Annotated in this window: 21 protein-coding genes and 1 pseudogene; 16 read left to right on the forward strand and 6 right to left on the reverse strand. The window is 60.8% G+C overall.

From position 1 onward, the window contains the following. The first annotated feature begins 60 nt into the window (after positions 1-60). The 7 genes and pseudogenes from HY067_22980 to HY067_23010 all read left to right on the forward strand — a co-directional run bounded on the left by HY067_22980 (position 61) and on the right by HY067_23010 (position 5,426). Entirely contained in the window at positions 61-591 is a 531-nt protein-coding gene (locus tag HY067_22980) for a universal stress protein (protein ID MBI3530821.1), read from the forward strand. Positions 592-818: 227 nt separating this feature from the next. After that, the gene (locus HY067_22985) at positions 819-1,145 is read left to right on the forward strand and encodes a hypothetical protein (GenBank protein MBI3530822.1); all 327 of its coding nucleotides are present in this window, start codon (positions 819-821) and stop codon (positions 1,143-1,145) included. Between the two features lie 91 nt (positions 1,146-1,236). Further along, positions 1,237-2,220, forward strand: coding sequence for a zinc-dependent alcohol dehydrogenase family protein (locus tag HY067_22990; GenBank protein ID MBI3530823.1), 984 nt, complete (start codon positions 1,237-1,239; stop codon positions 2,218-2,220). A 135-nt stretch (positions 2,221-2,355) separates the two neighbouring features. Then, the gene (locus tag HY067_22995; GenBank protein ID MBI3530824.1) at positions 2,356-3,987 is read left to right on the forward strand and encodes an AAA family ATPase; all 1,632 of its coding nucleotides are present in this window, start codon (positions 2,356-2,358) and stop codon (positions 3,985-3,987) included. A gap of 102 nt (positions 3,988-4,089) precedes the next feature. After that, positions 4,090-4,548 (forward strand): annotated as a pseudogene (locus HY067_23000) (CBS domain-containing protein). Between the two features lie 12 nt (positions 4,549-4,560). After that, complete coding sequence (locus tag HY067_23005) at positions 4,561-4,932, forward strand: ribosome-associated translation inhibitor RaiA (GenBank protein MBI3530825.1); 372 nt, start codon at positions 4,561-4,563, stop codon at positions 4,930-4,932. Further along, entirely contained in the window at positions 4,929-5,426 is a 498-nt protein-coding gene (locus tag HY067_23010; GenBank protein ID MBI3530826.1) for an ATPase, read from the forward strand. The genes HY067_23005 and HY067_23010 overlap by 4 nt, the downstream gene beginning before the upstream one ends. A 39-nt stretch (positions 5,427-5,465) precedes the next feature. Here HY067_23010 and groL read toward each other — a convergent pair whose 3' ends face one another. The 4 genes from groL to HY067_23030 all read right to left on the reverse strand — a co-directional run bounded on the left by groL (position 5,466) and on the right by HY067_23030 (position 11,408). Beyond that, positions 5,466-7,082, reverse strand: a complete 1,617-nt coding sequence (gene groL / locus HY067_23015) for a chaperonin GroEL (protein MBI3530827.1) — start codon at positions 7,080-7,082, stop codon at positions 5,466-5,468. A gap of 175 nt (positions 7,083-7,257) precedes the next feature. Next, positions 7,258-7,518: a peptidoglycan-binding protein gene (locus HY067_23020; protein MBI3530828.1), complete on the reverse strand. Its 261-nt coding sequence runs from the start codon at positions 7,516-7,518 to the stop codon at positions 7,258-7,260. 291 nt (positions 7,519-7,809) lie between these two features. Further along, positions 7,810-10,173 (reverse strand): phosphoketolase family protein, encoded by a 2,364-nt coding sequence (locus tag HY067_23025; protein MBI3530829.1) that lies wholly within the window; start codon positions 10,171-10,173, stop codon positions 7,810-7,812. Further along, the gene (locus tag HY067_23030; protein ID MBI3530830.1) at positions 10,170-11,408 is read right to left on the reverse strand and encodes an acetate/propionate family kinase; all 1,239 of its coding nucleotides are present in this window, start codon (positions 11,406-11,408) and stop codon (positions 10,170-10,172) included. Before HY067_23030 ends, HY067_23025 begins: the two co-directional genes overlap by 4 nt. 393 nt (positions 11,409-11,801) lie before the next feature. On the opposite strand from HY067_23030, the gene HY067_23035 reads away from it, so the two are divergent. Both HY067_23035 and HY067_23040 read left to right on the forward strand, forming a co-directional pair. Continuing rightward, a complete protein-coding gene (locus HY067_23035; GenBank protein MBI3530831.1) occupies positions 11,802-12,137 on the forward strand; it encodes a DUF2934 domain-containing protein in 336 nt (111 codons plus the stop codon). 2 nt (positions 12,138-12,139) lie between these two features. Then, positions 12,140-12,556, forward strand: a complete 417-nt coding sequence (locus HY067_23040) for an Hsp20 family protein (protein MBI3530832.1) — start codon at positions 12,140-12,142, stop codon at positions 12,554-12,556. Between the two features lie 144 nt (positions 12,557-12,700). Here HY067_23040 and HY067_23045 read toward each other — a convergent pair whose 3' ends face one another. Next, positions 12,701-14,383: a ubiquinone biosynthesis protein UbiB gene (locus HY067_23045; GenBank protein MBI3530833.1), complete on the reverse strand. Its 1,683-nt coding sequence runs from the start codon at positions 14,381-14,383 to the stop codon at positions 12,701-12,703. Between the two features lie 372 nt (positions 14,384-14,755). Between HY067_23045 and HY067_23050 the strand changes: the two genes are divergently transcribed. The 7 genes from HY067_23050 (at position 14,756) to HY067_23080 (ending at position 20,206) form a co-directional block, all read left to right on the forward strand. After that, a complete protein-coding gene (locus HY067_23050; GenBank protein ID MBI3530834.1) occupies positions 14,756-15,451 on the forward strand; it encodes a sulfite exporter TauE/SafE family protein in 696 nt (231 codons plus the stop codon). 153 nt (positions 15,452-15,604) lie between these two features. Beyond that, complete coding sequence (locus tag HY067_23055; protein MBI3530835.1) at positions 15,605-16,201, forward strand: cytochrome c; 597 nt, start codon at positions 15,605-15,607, stop codon at positions 16,199-16,201. Between the two features lie 9 nt (positions 16,202-16,210). After that, entirely contained in the window at positions 16,211-17,620 is a 1,410-nt protein-coding gene (locus HY067_23060) for a cbb3-type cytochrome c oxidase subunit I (protein MBI3530836.1), read from the forward strand. Further along, entirely contained in the window at positions 17,617-17,913 is a 297-nt protein-coding gene (locus HY067_23065; protein MBI3530837.1) for a hypothetical protein, read from the forward strand. The genes HY067_23060 and HY067_23065 overlap by 4 nt, the downstream gene beginning before the upstream one ends. Further along, a complete protein-coding gene (locus HY067_23070; protein MBI3530838.1) occupies positions 17,910-18,251 on the forward strand; it encodes a hypothetical protein in 342 nt (113 codons plus the stop codon). Before HY067_23065 ends, HY067_23070 begins: the two co-directional genes overlap by 4 nt. A gap of 255 nt (positions 18,252-18,506) precedes the next feature. Continuing rightward, positions 18,507-19,355 carry a flagellar motor protein MotB gene (locus HY067_23075; GenBank protein ID MBI3530839.1) on the forward strand — a complete coding sequence of 283 codons (849 nt, stop codon included), beginning with the start codon at positions 18,507-18,509 and terminating at the stop codon, positions 19,353-19,355. Beyond that, positions 19,352-20,206 (forward strand): MotA/TolQ/ExbB proton channel family protein, encoded by an 855-nt coding sequence (locus HY067_23080; GenBank protein MBI3530840.1) that lies wholly within the window; start codon positions 19,352-19,354, stop codon positions 20,204-20,206. Before HY067_23075 ends, HY067_23080 begins: the two co-directional genes overlap by 4 nt. A gap of 125 nt (positions 20,207-20,331) precedes the next feature. Here HY067_23080 and HY067_23085 read toward each other — a convergent pair whose 3' ends face one another. After that, the gene (locus HY067_23085; protein ID MBI3530841.1) at positions 20,332-20,790 is read right to left on the reverse strand and encodes an SgcJ/EcaC family oxidoreductase; all 459 of its coding nucleotides are present in this window, start codon (positions 20,788-20,790) and stop codon (positions 20,332-20,334) included. Between the last annotated feature and the right edge of the window lie 273 nt (positions 20,791-21,063).

Raw genomic sequence — 21,063 nt, forward strand, 5'->3', positions numbered from 1 at the left:
CCTGCAACAAAAGTTGACGTGGATCAAGCTGCGCTATCTCCGATCCCGATTTAATGGACCATGCAACGTGCGGCGCCGATTCGGATCGGGCGCACCGTGTTTGCTGTCGAAAAGGAGGTTGTGATGAAGAGAATTTTGGTGCCCGTCAATGGTTCGGATGACTCGCTAGAAGCCGTGAAGGAGGCGATCCGTCAGGCTTATCCCCCGGGGCGTGCGGAGGTTCATCTGTTGAATATCCAGCCGCGGATCTTCCCGGAGGAGACGCTCGTTTACACGCCGGTGGAAAACATCGATACTTACTACTACGAGCGCAGTCACATGGCGCTTGCGCCGGCCGAAAAGCTGCTACGCGACGCCGGTCTTCCGTTCGTTTCGCATCACGCGGTCGGGCCCGTCGCCGAGACGATCCTCGAACAACAGCGCGAACTAGAATGCGATTCAATCGTCATGAGCACGCGGGACCGCGGTCGGGTCACCGGTGCGCCATTGTTCTCGGATTCTGCAAAAGTGCTGCATATGACCAAGGTTCCGGTCACGCTAGTCAAAAAAACCGTGGCGCCTGAATTCAGGGATCGTCTGAGTGCCGTCTAGATCCGGCAAGCAGGCAGCAGTGGCGGATGGCGGTTCCAGGAAAAGGGGCCGGTTCCCGGCATCCGACCAGCCAGCCCAACGGGAAGGAAAAATCATGTTCAAGCACATCAAGCACATACTTGTCGCCACCGACGGATACAAGCTAGGCATCGTGCTGGGGAGCGAGACGAACAAGGTTCTCACGCACAGCAAGCTGCCGGTACTGGTGGTTCGGTAAGGGCACAGGTATGGTCGCCATGCATACCTCGATGCAAGCAGTGGAGATGGAAATCAGCGGACTGGACTCCGGCTTGGCGTCAAGAGGCGTGCATAGCGCACTGAACTGCATTCGCGGCGTCGCGCAAGTCAGGATGGTGCCGAACGAGCGCAACGTCACCGTCACATACGATGCCTTCAAAGCGTCCCCGCACCAGTTTGAAACGGCGGTGAGCGTCATGGGTTGCGAAGTCGAGCGCCTGGTCGTACGAACTGAGCATGCGTCGGCGGTAGGAAAAGTCCCGGACGCCGAAGCCTCCGCCGGGCCGAACAATCGATCCGAGTTACGCCAGTCGTAAAGCGGCGCGCATCGTCGTACCGATCGGCGGCTGACCAGCATGCCGATCAGTATCCTGACCTTCAGGAGAGACAACCGATATGCAAGCGACGATGCGTGCGATGCAATTCGATGCGGCGAGCCGCCCTCTGGTGCTACGCACGCTGGATATCCCCGTTCCGGGCGATCATCAGGTCCTGATCAAGGTGTCCGCGTGCGGGGTGTGTCGGACAGACCTTCACGTCGTCGACGGCGATCTGCCCAATCCCAAACAGCACGTCGTTCCCGGCCATGAAGTCGTTGGCACCGTGGCGGCGCTTGGTCCACGTGTCACCACGTTGACCCTCGGTGAGCGGGTAGGCGTTCCCTGGTTAGGTTGGACATGCGGCGATTGCAGCCATTGTCGGAGCGGCCGCGAGAATCTGTGCGATCGCGCCCAATTTACCGGCTATACGCTTGACGGAGGCTTTGCCGAGTACACGCTTGCCGACGTCCGGTTTTGCTTCCGGCTGCCTGCCCTGTATTCGGATACGGAAGCCGCTCCGCTGCTGTGTGCGGGGCTCATCGGCTACAGAGCGTTGCAAGCGACTGGTACCGCCCGCCGGGTGGGAATTTACGGATTCGGTGCGGCCGCGCACATCATCACCCAGGTCGCGTGCCACGAGGGACGTGAAATCCTTGCGTTTACACGCGGGGGCGATGCCACGGCACAAGAGTTTGCCAGGAGCCTGGGGGCCGTATGGGCCGGATCCAGTGAAGAGCAACCGGCAGGTCTTCTCGATGCGGCAATTCTTTTTGCCCCGGTCGGCAACCTAGTTCCGAGGGCCTTGCAAGCCGTCGGCAAGGGCGGAATCGTCGTATGCGCGGGAATCCATATGAGCGATATCCCGGCATTTCCCTATTCGCTGCTATGGGGCGAGCGCCGCATCGTTTCGGTCGCCAACCTGACCCGCGCCGACGGCGAGGCGTTTCTGGCGATTGCGCCGACCGTGCCGGTACGCACCACGGCGGTACCGTATCCGCTGGCGGAGGCGAATAGCGCACTGAATTCGTTGCGCGCCGGAACGCTGACCGGCGCCGCCGTCCTCACCACGTGATGACGGAATCACATTGGCGGCATCGACATCGGCACGAGCCTGATGATGTCCATTGGCGCATCTGCCTCGCGCGCGAAGCGTTGAGATTTGACTTGGCGCAAATTCGGCCGCTGAGGCGGGCGGATGATGATGCTTATGACAATCCTGTTCGACTCTCGACAGGGCGCGGTTGATCAGGGCTCTGAGGCCCAGAGGAGGTTGGTTCAGGCGCTGCGCGATCCCGCCTGCTATCCGCACCGCGTCGGGAGCATATCGATCATCGAGACCCACATCTCGTTCGTCGTCCTGACCAGGACCTTCGCCTACAAGATCAAGAAGTCGGTTGACCTCGGGTTTCTTGATTTTACGACTCTGGAAAAGAGACGGTTCTTCTGCCGGGAAGAGCTCAGGCTCAACGCGCGGCTCGCACCACGGATCTACCTCGATGTCGTGCCCATCGGTGGAACGCGCGAAGCTCCCAGAGTGGGCGACGACGCGCGGGCCATCGAGTATGCGGTCAAGATGCTCGAGTTCCCGCAGGAGGCACTGGCCGACAGGGTGCTTGCCCGGGGCGAGTTGACGTCGCGCCACATGGACTTGCTGGCCGTACTGGTGGCGCAGTTTCACGCCTGCTCGCACCGCTCCCGGGAGGGCGATGGTTATGGGACGCCGGAGGCGATACTGTCCTCCGTCGCGCAGAACTTCAGCCAGATCCGTGCTGTTCCGGACCACACGGTACATCTGCAGGCTCTGGACGACATCGAAACCTGGACGCGGCAGCAGCATGTGCACCTGCGCCAGGTATTTGCAGATCGCAAACGCGAAGGCCGGGTGCGCGAATGCCATGGCGATCTTCATTTGGGAAACATCGTGTTCCTGGACGGTGAGCCGCGGGCCTTCGATTGCATCGAGTTCAACCCGGACTTGCGCTGGATCGACGTGATGAATGAAGTCGCATTCCTGGTCATGGACCTCCACGCGGCCAATCGACCGGACCTCGCCAGGCGATTTCTGAACACTTATCTCGAATTCTCCGGCGACTATGGCGGTTTGCGCGTGCTGCCCTATTATTTCGCGTACCGGGCGATGGTGCGGGGGAAGATCGGTCTCATACGTGCCCGCCAGCTTGAGCCAGGGAGTGAAGGCGCTGGACCCCTGCAGGAAAGCTGCTGTCGCCATCTTGAACTCGCAAGGAGCTGCGCACGCCCGGGTCCTGGTTTCATCGCGATTACGCACGGCTTTTCAGGGAGCGGCAAGACCACGCTGTCCCAATCTCTCGTTGAACTGACCGGCGCGATCCGGATCCGATCTGACATCGAAAGAAAGCGCATGCACGGCAGGTCGTTGACGGACCGGCCGACGTCAGCCGTTGCGAGCAGCCTTTACTCCGCCGACGTCACCGATACGACCTACCAGCGGCTGCTGGAACTGGCGGGAACCATCCTCGAATCCGGACATGGCGTGATCGTCGACGCCACCTTCCTCAAGCGCCGGCATCGGGATATGTTCCGTGCCTTGGCGGCAAATGCGCGCGTCCCGTTCTCAATCGTGGATTTCACCGTCGGCGAACAGATTCTGCGCGAGCGCATCGCCGCTCGACTGCAACTGGGTCAGGATGCATCGGATGCGGACCTGGCCGTGCTCGAACATCAACTCGCGACGCACGAGCCGCTGCAAGCCGGGGAGCTTGCGTTCGTGTTCGCTTACGACGCCTCCCGACCTGCCGATGATGCGCGGCGTCCGCAGACCTGGACTCCATTGTTGCAGCGCCTGTCGCTCCCTCATTGACTGATTCCGACGCTCAGCGACCCTGGCGCCGCTTGATCTGCGTCAAGGCGGGACCGCATGCATGAAGCAGAATACGATCGTTATCAATCGGTGGAGATGGTCATGCCAATCGGTGAAATCTACAGTCGGAATGTCGCTTGCGCGAGGCGGGACGCCACGGTGAAAGCGGCAGCGCAGTTAATGCGCGAGTATCACGTGGGCAGCGTGGTGGTGGTTGAGGAAATGGTCGGAAAACGCATTCCGACCGGAATCGTCACCGATCGCGACATTGCCGTCGCGGTGGTGGCGCTGGGCCTCGATCCCGAAGTCATCTAGATAGGGGATATCACGGCCGGTGACCTGGTTACCGTACGGGAGGACTGGGAAATCGCGGAGGTCGTGGAGTTGATGCAAATCCGCAGCTTGAGACGCATAGTGGTCACGGATGCTGGCGGATATCTCTTCGGCATCGTCGCGGCCGATGACGTGCTGTCCCTGCTGGCCGAGGAGATGACCGAACTGGCGTCCATGGTCGGCGGGGAACGCAAACGCGAGGCCGCATTGCGCAAAGTTCTCGTCTGAGCCGGGATCAAGATGCAGACACCCGTGCAGATCATATTTCATGAAGTGGCCCATTCACCGGCGCTCGAGAGCCTGATCCGCGAAAAGGCGGGAAAACTCGGTACCATTTTTCCGAGGCTGATCCGCTGCCACGTCAGCATCGAGCAACCGCATCGTCACCAGCAGCAGGGCAGGCTCTTCAACGTGCGCATCGCATTGCAGGTGCCGGGCGACGAACTGGTCATTAACCGCGGCGAGCACGAGGATGTCTACGTAGCATTGCGCGATGCGTTCGATGCGGCGCGCCGACAGATCGAGGAGCACGCGCAGAAGATGCGCCGCGAAGTGAAGCATCACGCCAACGGGCAGCCGGCGTCGAGCAAACAGGCAGGAGAACAGCAATGAAGGGGCGCGAACCGCGGGCCCACGACAAATCCCGTCGCGACCGACAGATCGAAGAGGTCGCGCATGATCCGTATCATGCACGCAGCAAACCGGCCGAGCCGGCCTACTGTCCGCAATGCGGCGTGATCTATCACAAGGGACGCTGGCAACGGGCCGCCCGCCCGGAGAAGGCCAACGAGCATTTGTGCCCGGCATGCCACCGGATCAACGACCGGAATCCTGCGGGTTACGTCACGCTGGCCGGTCCGTACGTGGACGCGCATGGCGAAGACATACTGCGGCTGATCCGGAACGAGGAAGCTCGCGAGGCGCAAGGCCATCCCCTCCAGCGCATCATGGGCATCGAGAACAAGGAAGGCGTAGTCACCGTTACCACCACCGACGTGCATCTGGCGCGCCGAATCGGCGACGCGTTGCATCGCGCCTTCAACGGGGGACTCGTCATTAAATACAGCCCGGACGAATATCTGGTCCGGGTGAGCTGGACGCGCTAGCGCCATGCCCTGGACGCCAGACCCCTGCCCGGCGGCCATCTACATCTGCAAGTCTTCCGGCCGGGCGGCCGCGGCTTTCTGCGGGATCTCGGCCGCCATGCAATCCGTGGTCAGGATCAGCCCGGCTACGGACGCGGCATTCTGCAGCGCAATACGAGTAACTTTGGTAGGATCGATCACGCCCATTTCCACCAGGTTGCCGTACTGTTCTGTGGCCGCGTTGTAGCCGTAACTCCCGCTGCCTTCCGCGACTTTGTCGAGTACCACCGAAGGCTCCGCCACAGTATTGGCGACGATCTGCCGCAGCGATTCTTCCAGCGAACGCAGCACGATCTGGATGCCTGCGGTCTGGTCGTCGGTTTCGCCCTTGAGGCCGGCCAGCGCGGCGCGTACCCGGATCAGCGCAACACCGCCTCCGGGGACGATGCCTTCCTCGACGGCGGCGCGGGTAGCATGCAATGCATCTTCGACCCGCACCTTGCGTTCCTTCATCTCGGTCTCGGTGGCGCCGCCCACCTTGATGAGCGCCACCCCGCCGGCGAGCTTGGCAGCGCGTTCCTCGAGTTTTTCCCGATCATAATCGCTGGTCGCCTTTTCAGCCTCGGCGCGGATGCGCGAGATGCGCTCGTCGATGGCCTTCGGATCGCCGGCTCCGTGGATCAGCGTGGTGTTCTCCTTGTCCACCTCGATGCGCTTGACCCGGCCGAGATCGGCAAGCTTCGCGTTCTCGAGCTTCACACCGAGTTCCTCGGCGACGACCGTGCCGCCGGTCAGGGTGGCGATATCCTCGAGCATAGCTTTGCGGCGTTCGCCGAAGCCTGGAGCTTTCACCGCGCACGTCTTGATGACACCGCGCATGGTGTTGACCACCAGCGTCGCCAGTGCTTCGCCTTCCACGTCTTCGGCCACGATCAGCAGCGGTTTGCCAGCGCGTGTGATTTCTTCGAGGACGGGGAGCAATTCCTTGACGGCGGAAATTTTCTTGTCGTGGATTAGCACGTAAGCGTCTTCCAGGATGGCCGCCTGTCGTTCGGGGCTGTTGATGAAGTAAGGCGAAAGATAGCCGCGATCGAACTGCATGCCCTCAACCACTTCCAGCTCGTTGGCAAGCCCCGATCCGTCCTCTACCGTGATTACGCCCTGCTTGCCCACCTTGTCCATCGCCTGCGAAACGATGTCGCCGACGGATCGCTCGTTGTTCGCCGAGATGCTGCCCACTTGTGCGATCTCGGTGGCGGTCGAGCAGGGACGGGAAATCCGTTTCAATTCGGCGATCGCCGCGGCCACAGCCTGGTCGATGCCGCGGCGAAGGTCCATGGGGTTCATTCCCGCGTCGACGAACTTCATGCCTTCGTTGACGATCGCCTGTGCCAGCACCGTGGCGGTCGTGGTCCCGTCGCCGGCCACTTCCGAGGTCTTGGAAGCGACTTCGCGCACCAGCTGCGCGCCCATGTTCTCGAAAGGGTCGGGTAGCTCAATCGCCTTTGCCACCACGACGCCGGAGTTCGCGATAACCGGCGGACCGTAGCTTTGCTGCAGGAGGACGTTGCGGCCCTTGGGTCCCAGCGTTACCTTGACGGCATCGGCTAGGGCGTTGACTCCGATACTGACTTTCTCATGCGCGGCATGATGAAAGAGCAGTCGCTTGGCGGACATGGCGCGTGATCTCCGGCTTGCTAATCAATAAGGCAATCTAACCAGGGAGGTGGAAACACTGTTTGACCTGGGTCAAGCCATCACTGGTTTTATCGTTGTTCGATTAATCAGAGCGACTTGCATCGAAGCAGCTGGATCAAGCTCCGGTCCCGTGTTTTTTTGTAACGTTGAATATTCAAGCTGGATCCCACGTAATCGATCCCGTTGCGCGGGTTGCAGGTCCGGTCAGTTGCACATAGCCACGGCCACAGAATTTCGCGCCCAGGATGCTGGGAAGTTGCGGCGCAGCGATTCGTTTCATTGCGGCCAGCGTGCGTGACCTGGCAACGCCGTCTGCAAGAAGCCCTTCGCTGCGCTGAAACGCCAACACGGCCGACTGAGTAGTCGTGCCGAAAACACCACCGTCATTGCCGGGGTTGAATCCCCGGTCCAGCAAAGCCTTCTGCTACACCTTAGATCTTTGCCTTGTGGCAGCCATGTGCGGCGTGCAGGAGCGTCGTGCGGTTTTGGGTGCGGCCTTGTCGTTCCTTTCCGGGTGCCATGTCGCCCCTCGAATATCGCAGCAATCCGCTTTGGTTGTCCCCACTACAGCCAAACACATCACCGCAGGCGCGCGGTCGTGCTGACCGCGGGAGGGTTCGGCTCGGGAACGGCAAACGGGCGTGTGACACTGTCAGGAGCGACATCATGGCTGCAGCTCGCACGCGGTGGCCGGGATCTCTGTTGGTCAGCGCCCGCCCCACTTCCAATCGCGGATCCCGGGCAGGTCGTCGCCGTGACGCCGGATATATTCGTGATGTTCCGCCAGTTTGGCGCGCATGAGTTGTGTCACATGCCCCGCGCGGGCACTCAGGCCGGGCACGCGGGCTATGACGTCCATCACCAGATGGAAGCGATCGATATCGTTGATCACAGTCATGTCGAACGGCGTAGTGGTGGTCCCTTCTTCTCTGTAGCCGCGGACATGCATGTTGCCGTGATTAGTTCGGCGATAGGTCAGCCTGTGGATCAGGGTGGGATAGCCGTGATAGGCAAACACGATTGGTTTGTCCTTGGTAAACAGCGCGTCGAATTCCGCGTCGTTCAAACCATGAGGATGCTCGCTTTGCGGTTGCAGCGCCATCAGGTCGATCACATTGATCACGCGCACCTTAAGCTCGGGGACGTGATCCCTTAATATTTCCACGGCAGCCAGTATCTCAAGCGTCGGAACATCGCCGGCGCACGCCATGACGATATCGGGTTCGCCATCATAGTCGCTGCCGGCCCATCGCCAGATGCTTAGTCCGGCCGTGCAGTGTTTGATCGCGGCATCCATGTCCAGCCATTGCGGCTCCGGCTGCTTGCCGGCGACGATGACATTGACGTAGTTGCGGCTGCGCAGGCAATGATCGGCGACCGACAGTAGCGTATTGGCATCCGGCGGCAAATAGATGCGGATGATGTCTGACTTCTTATTCGCCACATGATCGATGAAACCCGGATCCTGATGGCTGAAGCCATTGTGATCCTGGCGCCACACATGCGAAGTGAGCAGATAGGTCAACGAGGCAATTGGCCGCCGCCACGGGATCTCGCGCGAGACCTTCAACCACTTGGCGTGCTGGTTGAACATAGAATCGACTATGTGAATGAAGGCCTCGTAGCAGGAAAAGAATCCGTGCCGCCCGGTCAGGAGATAGCCCTCGAGCCAGCCCTGGCACAGATGCTCGCTCAACACTTCCATCACCCGTCCGTCCGGTGACAGATGATCGTCGCTTTCAAGAACTTCCCCGGTGAAGGTCCGATCGGAGGCTTCGAATACCGCCGCCAGGCGATTCGATGCCGTCTCGTCCGGTCCGAACACGCGGAAGTTGGCACGTGCCGCGTTGGCTTTGAGCACGTCCCGCAGGAACACGCCCAGCGGGCGAGTAGTTTCCGCCGTCACGCTGCCCGGCGTTGGAAGCTTAATTGCGTAATCGCGGAAATCGGGCAGTTCGAGATCCTGCAGCAGCAGGCCACCGTTGGCGTGTGGGTTCGCTCCCATGCGCCGCTTGCCCTTCGGTGCCAGCTCGGCCACTGCGGCGATAAGCTGGCCGGTCTCGTCGAACAACTCCTGCGGACGGTAGCTCTTCAGCCATTGTTCCAGCATCTGCAGGTGCTTCGGCTCTTTCTGCAGGTTGGCGAGCGGAACCTGGTGCGAGCGCCAGGAGCCTTCGGTCTTTAGGCCATCGACTTCCCGGGGCCCGGTCCAGCCCTTGGGCGTGCGGAAAATAATCATGGGCCACGCGGGACGTTGCTTAAATCCGCCGTTGCGCGCATCGGCCTGGATTTGCCGGATGTCCGCGACGATACGGTCCAGCGTCCTGGCCATCAGTTGATGGACTGCTTCCGGCTCGTCGCCTTCCACGAAATAAGGCTTGTAACCGTAGCCGCAGAAAAGCTGCTCCAGTTCCATCCGGCTGATTCTGGACAGCAGCGAAGCGCTCGCGATCTTGTAGCCGTTCAGATGCAGGATCGGCAACACCGCACCATCGCGCACCGGATTCAGAAATTTGTTGGAGTGCCAGCTTGCCGCAAGCGCGCCGGTTTCCGCTTCGCCGTCGCCGACAACGCAAGCGACCAGCAGGTCGGGGTTATCGAAGGCGGCGCCATAGGCATGCGCAAGGCAATAGCCAAGTTCCCCGCCTTCGTTGATCGAACCCGGTGTCTCCGCCGCCACATGGCTGGGAATGCCGCCGGGAAACGAGAACTGGGTGAACAGGCGCTTCAGCCCGGCCTCGTCTTGCGAGATGCCCGGGTAGAACTCGCTGTAAGTGCCTTCAAGATAAGTGTTGGCCACCAGCGCCGGACCGCCATGCCCAGGGCCGGTCACATAGATAATGTCGAGGTCGTGCTCCTTAATGATGCGATTCAGGTGGACGTAGATGAAGTTCAGTCCAGGGCTGGTGCCCCAGTGGCCGAGCAGTCGCGGCTTCACGTGCTCCAGCTTCAGCGGCTGCCTGAGCAGGGGGTTATCCATCAGGTAAATCTGTCCGACCGAAAGATAGTTTGCCGCCCGCCACCAGGCATTCATTTCTTGTAAAAGCTGCGGGGAGAGTGGTTGCGTCATGAGCGTGGGGTTGTTCGCACGGTTTCAGTTGCATCGAGGATCCGGAAGACTGCCTTGGCGATGACGACGTCTTCGTCGGTACGGATTATTCGAACTTTCACGCGGCTGGTATCGGCGGAGATGACCGGCTCGCCAGCGGCGTTGAGCATTTCGTCGAACTGAATGCCGAGGAAATCCAGGCCTCCACAGATACGCAAGCGGATCTCGGGTGAGTTCTCGCCGATGCCGCCCGAAAACACGAGTGTGTCGAGTCCGCCGAGGGCGGCCGCGAAAGCGCCGATTGTCTTTTTGACGTGGTAGCAGAACATTGCCACCGCTTCGGCGGCCCGGATGTCGGCGTCTTCACTCCGAAGCAGATCGCGCAGGTCCGAACTCGTTTCGGACACGCCGAGCAATCCGGATTCGTGATTGATCATGCTGTGAAACTGCTGCGCCGTCATGTTTTCGGTTTGCGCGAAGTACGACACCAGTCCGGGGTCCAGATCGCCGGAGCGTGTGCTCATCGGCACACCCGCCGCCGGTGTGAACCCCATGCTGGTGTCGATGCTCTTGCCGTCGCGAATCGCGGCGAGGCTTGCGCCGTTGCCGAGATGGGCCAGCACCACCCTGCCGAGTGCTGCCTCGGCACCGGCCACGCGCGCGAGTTCTTCCATGAGAAACGTATAGGACAGGCCGTGAAAGCCATAGCGCTCGACGCCCTTCGCCTGGAAACGCCGCGGAATGGGAAGAATCCTGGCCACGCGCGGCATGTTGCGATGAAACGCCGTGTCGAAACATGCGATCTGCGGCAGGTCCGACACGCGCTCGCTGAACAGATCGATCATCGCAATTTCCGCTGGCAAATGCTCCGGAGCGTAAGCACTGATGCGGCGCAGTTCATCGAGCAGCAGTTCGGTGATGGATTGCGGCTCATAGTAGCGGGCGCCGCCATTCACGATGCGATGCCCTACCGCACCGATCGAAGCGAAACCGATTCGCGCCGCCAGCCACTCGTAAAGGAACTGCGACGCTGCCGCATGATCCCGACCGGCGATGCCCCGGGTTTCCTGCTGATTGCCGGCCGGCTCATGGAACGTCAGAGACGTTCCTGGCAGACCGATGCGGTCAATCTTGCCCTGCAGTTCCCGCCTGGGTGGGTTGCACCGCCGATATAGCGCGAACTTGATGCTCGACGAGCCGCCGTTGATCGTCAGCACGGAGGATCCGGCCTGCGCCCGGGTCGATTTCGATGTCATTTCCTCAGGTCCGGGATTCAACGTCAAAAAGGCAGATGCAAGACTAACCATATCAGGCAACGTCGCCTTTGATATGGCTCAACACCCCGACGTGCAGCGACCTCATCGTCTTTTACTCTAGACCTTGTCCCGGTCCTTTTCGTTCACCATTCGAACAAGGCCCTCATCGTCATCGTCCGCAACGTTCACCCGGCTCTAGAGTCGGCCGAAGTGCTTTGGCATAGATCAACTCTTCGCCAACCGTATTCGCACGGAGGGATGTTCAAAACAGGGCCGAAAAACGGTGCTTCCGGCGCATTGGCTTGATCTGCGTCAACAAGCGCACTAGGCGTTTGCCTAAGATGCATTTAAGTCAACCTGTTTCGGGGCGGCTCAGGGACCGGAGAATGGCTTATGAGAACTGTAGGACGAACCGCAGAAAAAAAGAGGCACTCAGGTACGCTGCATGCGAAGCGCCCGGTAAAACGTTTGTCTGTTCCCACCAGTTCGAAGCATGGGACAACGGAGGATCCGCGCAACGAGTTTAGCGGCGAGGAATGGAACGACATGGTCGCGACCGCCGCTTACTACCGCGCCGAAGCGCGCGGATTCGACGGCGGTTCGGCCGAGGACGACTGGTATGAGGCGGAGGCCGAACTGCGGGAACGTTTCAGCAAGGCCGACAGCCACATCGAAACGGTTTCAACTTCCGGTGGAGATGCCACCAATATTGAGACGACAGGAGAATGAGCATGGCAAATCTGACGCGATACGACCCATTCGGGGATCTGGACGATCTATTCAAAGGCTTCATGCTGCGGTCGGTACGCTTCGAGCAGCAGGTGCCGCAGATCAAGATGGACGTCAAGGAAAATAACGGTACGTATGTCGTTCGGGCCGAAATTCCGGGCGTGAAAAAGGAAGACATCAAGGTGGATATCGACGGCGACGTGGTTTCCATCTCCGCCGAGGTCAAAGAGGAGAAGAAGCAGAAGGAAGGCGATCGCGTGATCAGAAGCGAGTGCTACTACGGCAACATGTCCCGCAGTTTCAGCCTCGGGCAGGACGTCGACGAGAAGGCCGCGGACGCGAAATACACCGACGGAGTGCTGGAACTTACGCTGCCGAAGAAGGCCGGCTCCCGCCAGAGCAAGATCGTCGTGCAGTGACCGCTGTTGCCATGATCACCGCTTGCCCATGACGGCGGGGTAGATTCTTACAAAGAGTGGTACTCATTGCCCGGTTGCGCAAGCGCCGGGCATTTTTTTCAGTGGGAACACGACGGCATACGGAGACCGGCTCGCCGGCGGCGTTTACTCGTGGCGTCCGCTGTGTGCGATCGAGAGCAGCAGCCAGATACCGGAGACGACCGCGCCGAGAAATCCCAGCAGCCCGAACAAGGGTAGCCCCAGCCAGGTCGATTCCGTTTTCACCGTCATGACGATGGAAGAGCCGATGATCAGCGCCGCAGTCACTATTCCCATCGTCAAGCGGCTCACGGCCCGGTCCATGCGCTCGAATACGCGATCGAGACGCGAGACGTCGACGTGCACAGTGACCGAGCCTCTGTCCACCGCTTTCAACAGCCGGCGCAGTTCGCCGGGCAGACTCGCGGCCAGTGCGGCGGCCTCGCGCAGGCTTTTTGCGCCCAGCCTTGCGAGCGCACGGGGCGACCGGCGCTGGCGACCGATTCGCACCAGGAACGGCCGCGCTTCGCTGACCATGTCGAACCCCGGATCGAGCATGCGACCCAGGCCCTCCAGGGAAATTGCGGCCTTGAACAACAGCGCGAGGTCGGGCGGGAGGGTCAGCCTGTGCTCGCGCATCAATGCGGTCAGATCCCCGAGCAGGCGGCCCACTTCGATCTGCTCGAGCGGAAGGCCGTGGAATTCATCGATGAAGCTATCGATATCCATGCGCAAGCCTTGCATGTCTACCTCGGCCTTGTCCGCCCAGTCCACCAGCAATTCGGCGGCGTGCTCCGGGTCGCGTAGCGCGAAGCTGTAGAGCAAGTCAGCGAGCTGGTCGCGCCTTTCCTGGGAGAGCCGGCCCACCATGCCGAAATCGATGAAGGCAAGGCGGTTTTCCGGCAGGTAGAAGACATTGCCAGGATGCGGATCGGCGTGAAAAAAACCGTCTTCGAGCACCATTTGAAACACGGCGTTGGCCCCGCGCCGCGCCAGGATACGCCGGTCCAGCCCGGATTCGTCGACGGCGGCCAGTTCCCGGCCCGGAATTCCATCCACATAGATTTGGACATTCAGCCGTTGTGTGGCCCATTGCCAGTAGATCGTCGGGACGACGATGTTTTCGTTTGCAGAGAGATTAGCCGCGATGCGCTCGGCGTTGCGGCATTCCGTCCTGAGGTCGAGCTCCCGGCGCAGTGATTTGGCGAACTGGCGTACCAGGGCACGCGGTTGATAGCGTTGCAGCGCCGGCCATTCGCTTTCGACCAGCTCCGCAAGGTGCTGCAACAGGCGCAGGTCGGCATCGACTACGGACTCGATTCCAGGACGCCGGACTTTCAGGACCACGGCCGTGCCGTCCTGCAATCGGGCGCGATGTACCTGGGCGATTGATCCTGCCGCGAGGGGCAGCGGGTCCAGGTCGACGAACACGCTATCGGGTTCGGCTGCGAGGTCCGTGGCGAGCTGTGCGCGGATCTGGTCGAAGGGAACCGGCGCCGCATGATCCTGCAGCTTCTCAAACTCTGCGATCCAATCCGGTGCAAACAGGTCGACGCGGGTGGAGAGGATCTGGCCGAGCTTGACGAAGGTAGGGCCCATGTCCTCCAGGGCGCGCCGCACCCGCTCAGCCGACGTCATGTGCTCTATCGCATGGTGGCGACCACCGCGCAGGGTTCTGCCGACACGTTCGAGCGCGCCGGTTATGCCCAGCCGACGTGCTACGTCGCCGAAGCCGTAATGAAGTAGAACGGAAGCGATATCGTACAACCGCCCGATGTCACGCGTAGCGCTCAGTGTCTCCCACAGCATTGCTTGGTTCCCGGTCGTTTGGTTTGTCGGCGTTTTCCGGATTCAAGCGAATATTTTGCGGGCAACCGGAGGCGGCTTGTTGATGCGGATCAACTGCTCTCAACCGCCCACAGGGCGCGGCCGGCCGTTCCGGATCGCGTTAGTCGCACCAGGCGGCACAGAGCGTCGGCGATTCAGCGAAAGGCAGCCATTCAGTGGCGTTTGATTTGCATCAAAAGCTGGCGCCCGGGTATGGCCAAAAATACATCTGAAGCCCGTGCCGGGGCGGATATTAAGCGGTCGAACGGCGGCCGGCACGCGCACAGCCGGGCGACAGGTCAACGAAACCCTGAAAGGGTGCATCGCACTTGAATTGACATGACCGTCACATGGATGATTTTGGGCGCGGCGGTGCTGACCGGATTCCTGGGAGGGGTGCATTGCGCCGGCATGTGCGGCGGCATCGTCGCCGCGGTAGCCGGGCAGCCGGCCGGCAACGTCAGGTCCTGGCTCATGCATCTTGCCTACAACGCGGGACGCATCGCCAGTTATGCGCTCGCTGGCGCCGCCGCCGGAGCCGTGGGCAGCCTTGGGCTGATGCTCGACAAATGGTTGCCAGTTCAGATCGTCCTCTATGTCGCGGCGAATCTGCTCCTGATCGCACTGGGTTTGTATCTGGCCGGAATTCGCAGTCCGATTACGCGCCTCGAACATTTGGGCGCCGGCCTGTGGCGGCGCATCCAACCTTTCACTCGTCGTTTCCTGCCGGCGGATTCCGTATCGAAAGCGTTTGCGCTCGGAATGCTCTGGGGTTGGTTGCCGTGCGGGCTGGTGTATACGGCTCTGTTCACGGCCCTGTTGAGCGGCAGCGCGCTCAATGGAGCGATCCAGATGCTGGCCTTCGGTCTAGGCACCTTGCCCAATCTGATGGCAGCCGCGGTCCTGCTGCAGAGATCGCGCTCGCTGCTCGCAAACAGGACAGCACGCATGTTCTCCGGAGCGACAGTGATGGCGTTCGGCGTATACGGCGTCGCCCACGCCGTCTCGCTGGGCACGCAAATCAGGAGCGGATTGCTCTGCATAGGATGAACGCGATTCCCGGCGTTTGCCGTGGCTTGAATCGCGTTCCCTTGATCTGGATCAATGCCATTCGCGCGCTTCGTCCGACTATTGCGCAAAGGCCAGCAAGAGTCGGTTCGCCTGCTTCATTTGCCCACCACTAATTAAGAATCGGGAGGATAAATGGTCGCTGAAGATCCCGCCTTCTGGCGCGCCGGTGCCATCAGTTCCACTCTCGTCATGCTGATCGTGCTGGTCTTCCTCACAGTGGACACTCTCGCCACCATCCGCCCGGGTGGCGTCAACGTCCCTGCCTACACCGTCATCAACAAGGAAATCCGTTATGAGTTCGACGTCCAGACCAACCGCTATCGGCCGGTGATCGGTGCGGACCAACTGCTGTTCGGGCGCAGCTACTCTGCGCCGGAAGCCGACGAGGCGATGCACCTGGGCAAGCTCGTGATCCAGAGCCGGAACTGCATGAACTGCCATACGTTCTTCGGCAACGGCGCCTATTACGCGCCGGATCTGACCAAAGCCTGGCTGGATCCCGCCTGGCAGCAGATGTGGATGCCGATGACACAATCGGCCACCCGCGAGGAAGCCATGGCGGTTTTCCTGATGAACCCCGAAAAATTCCCCACATGGAGCCGGCAGATGCCCAACCTCGCGATCACGCGCAAAGAAGCCGAAGCGGTCGTCGCGTATCTCAAATGGATGTCGGCGGTGGAGACCAACGGCTTTCCGATTCATTTCGGCCACATCCAGACCAACAGGTAGGAGAACGACATGTTCCGATCCCAGCAATTGGCGCTCAAGTACTTTGCAGCGGCGATGACGCTGTTCGGCATCATGATCGTGGCCGGGTTGCTCGCATCCACCCACTACGTTCAGGACGGATTCCTGCTGAACAAACTCGACTTCAGCATCACCAAGACGCTGCACATCGATACCATGATCATCTGGCTGCTGATGGGCTTCATCGGCGCGGTGTACTGGTTCCTGCCGATCGAGCTTGAGCGCGAGGTCGAGGGTGTCAAGCTCGCCGAAGTCATGTTCTGGATCTTTTGTGCGGCGGTCGCCGTGGTCGCCGCGGTTTTCATTTTCGTCCAGTACGGGCCGGCGACCGAGATGTCGCTCTGGTTCATCAACCAGGGACGCAAGTACGTCGAGGCGCCGCGCTGGGCCGCGATCGGCATCACGCTGGTGGTGTTGGTGTTCATCTACAACGTGGTCGCGACCGCACTCAAGGCCAAAAAGATCACCGGCGTCATGGGCGTGCTGATGGTGGATCTGATTCCGCTGTTTGGCCTGTACCTCATCGCGTTTCCTGCGATTACCAACATGTCGGAGGACCAGTATTGGTGGTGGTGGTTGGTGCATCTTTGGGTCGAGGCCACCTGGGAAATCCTGATCGGCTGCATCATGGCGCTGGCGCTGATGCAACTCCTCGGCACCGCGCGGCGCATCGTCGAGACCTGGCTTTACATTGAAGTCGCGCTGGTTCTGGGCACCGGCATCCTCGGCCTTGGGCACCATTACTTCTGGATCGGGACACCTTCGTACTGGCTCAGCATCGGCGGCTTTTTCTCCGCGCTCGAGCCGCTGCCGCTGCTGGGCATGGTCGTGCACGCGGTGTACGACGCCGGCGCGCACCGCATGAAGACGACCAACAAGCCTGCGTTCTTCTGGGTCATGGCCGAAGCATTCGGCAACTTCATCGGTGGCGGCGTCTTCGGGTTCATGATGACCCTGCCGCAGATCAACCTCTTTACCCATGGCACGCAATGGACCGTGTCACACGGCCATTTCGCTTTCTGGGGCGCCTACGGGTGCGGCATCATCGCCGTGATCTACCTCGCATTGCAGAAGGCGCGGGCCGCGCAGCAGTTGGACGGCACGGCGTGGAAATGGTCGTTTGCTCTGCTCAATATCGGCATCGTCGGCATGGTGGGGGCACTGCTGGTTTCGGGCATCTCGCAGGCTTTCTATGAGCGGGCCATGGGCGGCTCCACCCTGCAGGCCTTCATGGAAGGGCAGACCAACGTGTGGTTCGTACAGGGCATAGTCATGCGCCTGATATTCGGCTTCGTCTTCGCGGCCGGTTACGTGATCGTGATGGTGGACCTGCTCACCATCGGCAAGAAACGTGGCGCGGCCGAAAACCTGAAGGCGCGCGTAGCGGGAGGCCCGGCATGAGCGCTGCGCAGATGCTCGTCACCTCGTTGTTGTTGGGCCTGTTCGTATTGCTAGCGGGCTGCTATGGCGTGCTTTACTGCCTCGGCCGCTTGCGCGCGAACGGCGGGCTCGGGCGCGCCGCCGTCGTTGCTTATCTGCTGCAGGGAATCACGACCGGCATGCTGGCTTTGACTACGCTCGATTTCTGGTGGAAGGCTTTGCTGCTGGCGAGTTTCGTTGCGTATTTTCCGATTCCACCGCTGACCTGGCGCTTTCTCGAAAATCTGCACGAACCCGAGGAGCAGCACTCATGATCCCGAACCTCCTGAATACGGCACTCGGCATCGCGCTGGTCTACTGCGCGATCCTCGTTGCCGGCCCGCTGCACGATAGCGCCTGGCCGCTGATGGCGGCGGGCATCGGTATTATTGCGCTGGGGTTGTGGGCTCGGCGCAATGACAAGCTGAAATGGTTCAATCTGGTCAACGTCGTTCTCGGTGCGGCGCTGGTGCTGCTCGGCATCGCGCGCGCCCTGACCCCGGTGCACCCACTGGTCATGTTCTGGTGGGTTTTCTGGGTCGGGATTATTGTCGCCGTGCTGGCATTCTGGTCTGCGCTGTATACCCGCGAAACCTCCGCAATCGGCCCCTGACGAGATCGGCGAACCCAGGCCTTTGATTGTCTGGTGCGCCTGCCGCATTCAGAGGCCAGGCATCACCGGCGCAGGGTTCATACACGTCCGCACCGGCAGTGTCGGTCGAACTGGGCGAAGGCCGGGTCGACAACGCCCAATTTCCCGAATTGAGCCCTATTTGCTCGCCTTATCGACCCTTTACCCGCACCAACAATGGCTATGCTCAACTCTTGGCGCCAATCCCTGAATGGGCCTTCAAAGTTGTTGGCAAACATGACGATCCTCACGATCAACGAATCCGCGCGAGTTCCTCCGGCGGCCCCGGCTGCCGAGCCGCCGCACCCGGAACCCGTCACGTCCAGGGCAAGTCCGCGCGGCGGTCCCGGCGAACAGCTTTTCGACGGCGGCGACACGTTGCTCGATGACGGGATCATGCGGTCCAACTGGGCCTTGCCCTGGTCGGACCTCATGATGACCATGTTCGTGCTGTTCGCCGCACTGCTCGCGGTGCAGGGTATTCAAGGGCACGCGAAAAAGCAACAGACACAACGACAGACAGCGGTGGGGCAGCAGCAGGTGGAGGGGCCGGGCGACAATATCGTCAAGGATGAGGTGCTCTCGCGCAAGCCGGGCTTCGAGCCGCTCATGCGGATCAACGTTCTCGCGCGCAGCGAGGAAGCGGTGCGGGAGACCAATCTGCAGAACGCGGAGATCGTCCTGCTCGACGATCAATCGGTCAAGGTCAGCGTCCAGGGGCCGATGTTCTTCCCGTTGGGAAAAGCCGATCTGCGCCCGGAGGTGACGAATTTTCTCGATCGTCTGGCACAGATCATCAAGCAGACGCCTTATGACATCCATGTCATCGGGCACACCGACGACAGGCCGATCAATACCAACTATTTCCCGAGCAACTGGGAGTTGTCGCTGGTCCGCGCCAGTCACGTGGCGCGCTATCTCATAGCGGCCGGGGATATCGAGCCGTCGCGCTTTGTCGTCATGGGTCGGGGCCAATACGAGCCCGCGGCCACGAATGCCGACGGTCAGAAGCGGGCGCTCAATCGGCGGGTCGAGATCATCATCACCCGCAAGATCAGCGGGACCGAAGGAGCCTATCGCCAATGAACAAGCACAGCTGGATCGGGGTGATCTTCTTCACCGCGATATTTATTTCGAGCATCTTCATTCAAGGCCATGCCGCCCTGTTCCTGAACGGCACCGCGCTTCTCATCGTGACGTGCGGCACGCTGGGCGCGATGCTTTTGAGCTATCCGATCGGAGACATGCGCGCCGCCCTGCAGGTGACCCGCAATCTGCACCGGAATCCTCCGCCGACCTCGAAGGAAGTCATCAATACCATGCTGGACATGGCGGTGCAATCGCGCGGCAAGGGGATTCTGGCCCTGGAGAACATGGGCGAACATTCCACGATCACTTTCCTCAAGCGCGCGCTTGGGCTGCTGATCGACGGCCTTCCAGACGAAGAGTTGAGCGACCTCCTGCACGCCGAGATGTTGCATTTCAAGCAGCGGCGCGCGTTCATCGAGCGCATGTTTCGCCAGGCTGCGCTGTTCGCACCGGCGTTCGGGGTGGCAGGGAGCGTGGTCGGACTGATCGACATGCTCACGGGTATCACCAACCCGGACATGATCCTGCAGACGATACCCGTCGCCCTGGTCTCTCCGCTCTATGGCATCGTGCTCGCCAATACCGTGTTCTTTCCAGTCGCGGAAAGCATCCACGCCAAGACCCAGAAAGAGCTTCTTATTCAGAAGCTCATTACGGACGGTGTGATCATCATGCGGAGCGAACCGAATCCACGGCGCATTGCCATCAAGCTGGAATCATTCCTGACGCCCTCCGCGCGAGCACACGAAAACCTCTCTCTCAAGGAAATTCGCGAGCGCCTGCGTGATCTCCGCGCGAACGGCAGTTTACGGCTGGAACCTCGACTCGCGCCGCAGATTCCGCAGTGAGCGCGGGACGGATTGGACTGACAAGTGGCAGTACAAGTCCGGTCACCCCGGCGGGGACTTTGGCAGCTGGGCGCGAGGTCAGGCTTCATCCAGCCCTTGAACATCTACGATCCGTGGTGTGCCGCCTACGGCGCGACCGGTAAGCGCGAAGTGTGCTGATCCACGATCTGCCACCGTCCACCCAGCTTCGCCCAAGCTACGCTTGACCGGACTTGAAGTGCGGTGACCTTACCCTGCTGGTCTGTTACGTTGAATACAGCGTAGCTGTTCGAAATCACCAAGTCGTCGTTGTAAGCACGCATGGCCTGCTGCCGTACGAAGACGCGGCGCCGGGGATACATTTGGAACAGCTCGATAAAATACGCCCGGATCGCCTCTTTGCCCTCGATTCGGAATGCTGACAACGAGGAATTGACCACGGCATTATCGGCGAACGCTGCTGTGTAGGCGTCGACGTCTCCCTCTTGTAAGGCCTTAAGTCGCGGTCCCGCGATCTGGGCGACATCTTCGGCGGGCCCCGCCCATATCTCGGCAGCAAGAACTACCAGTATCAGCGCGCAGAGCGTAGCAATGGATCGTTTCATGGATAACACTCCTCCAAAGAGATTCAACCGCGCGCAGCAGATGGATCCCTCCAACGGACGGTCCAAGAGCTTGCGCTGGTCGGTGCACGGTTCGACACGCCAAGGCTGAGCGTCGTTCGACATGAGGCATGAGAGCTATATGTGCCCACGCGATTGCGCCTATTGCGCACGACGCACGCGTCCTTGGCTACCTTGCAGAGTGGTACAGGATGTACCGAAAGAGCGGGCCCTGCGGCCCGAAGGTGAGGCTTGGGATTAACCAGACGGACCGGA

The organism is Betaproteobacteria bacterium (genome assembly GCA_016194905.1).
Lineage (GTDB): Bacteria > Pseudomonadota > Gammaproteobacteria > Burkholderiales > JACQAP01 > JACQAP01.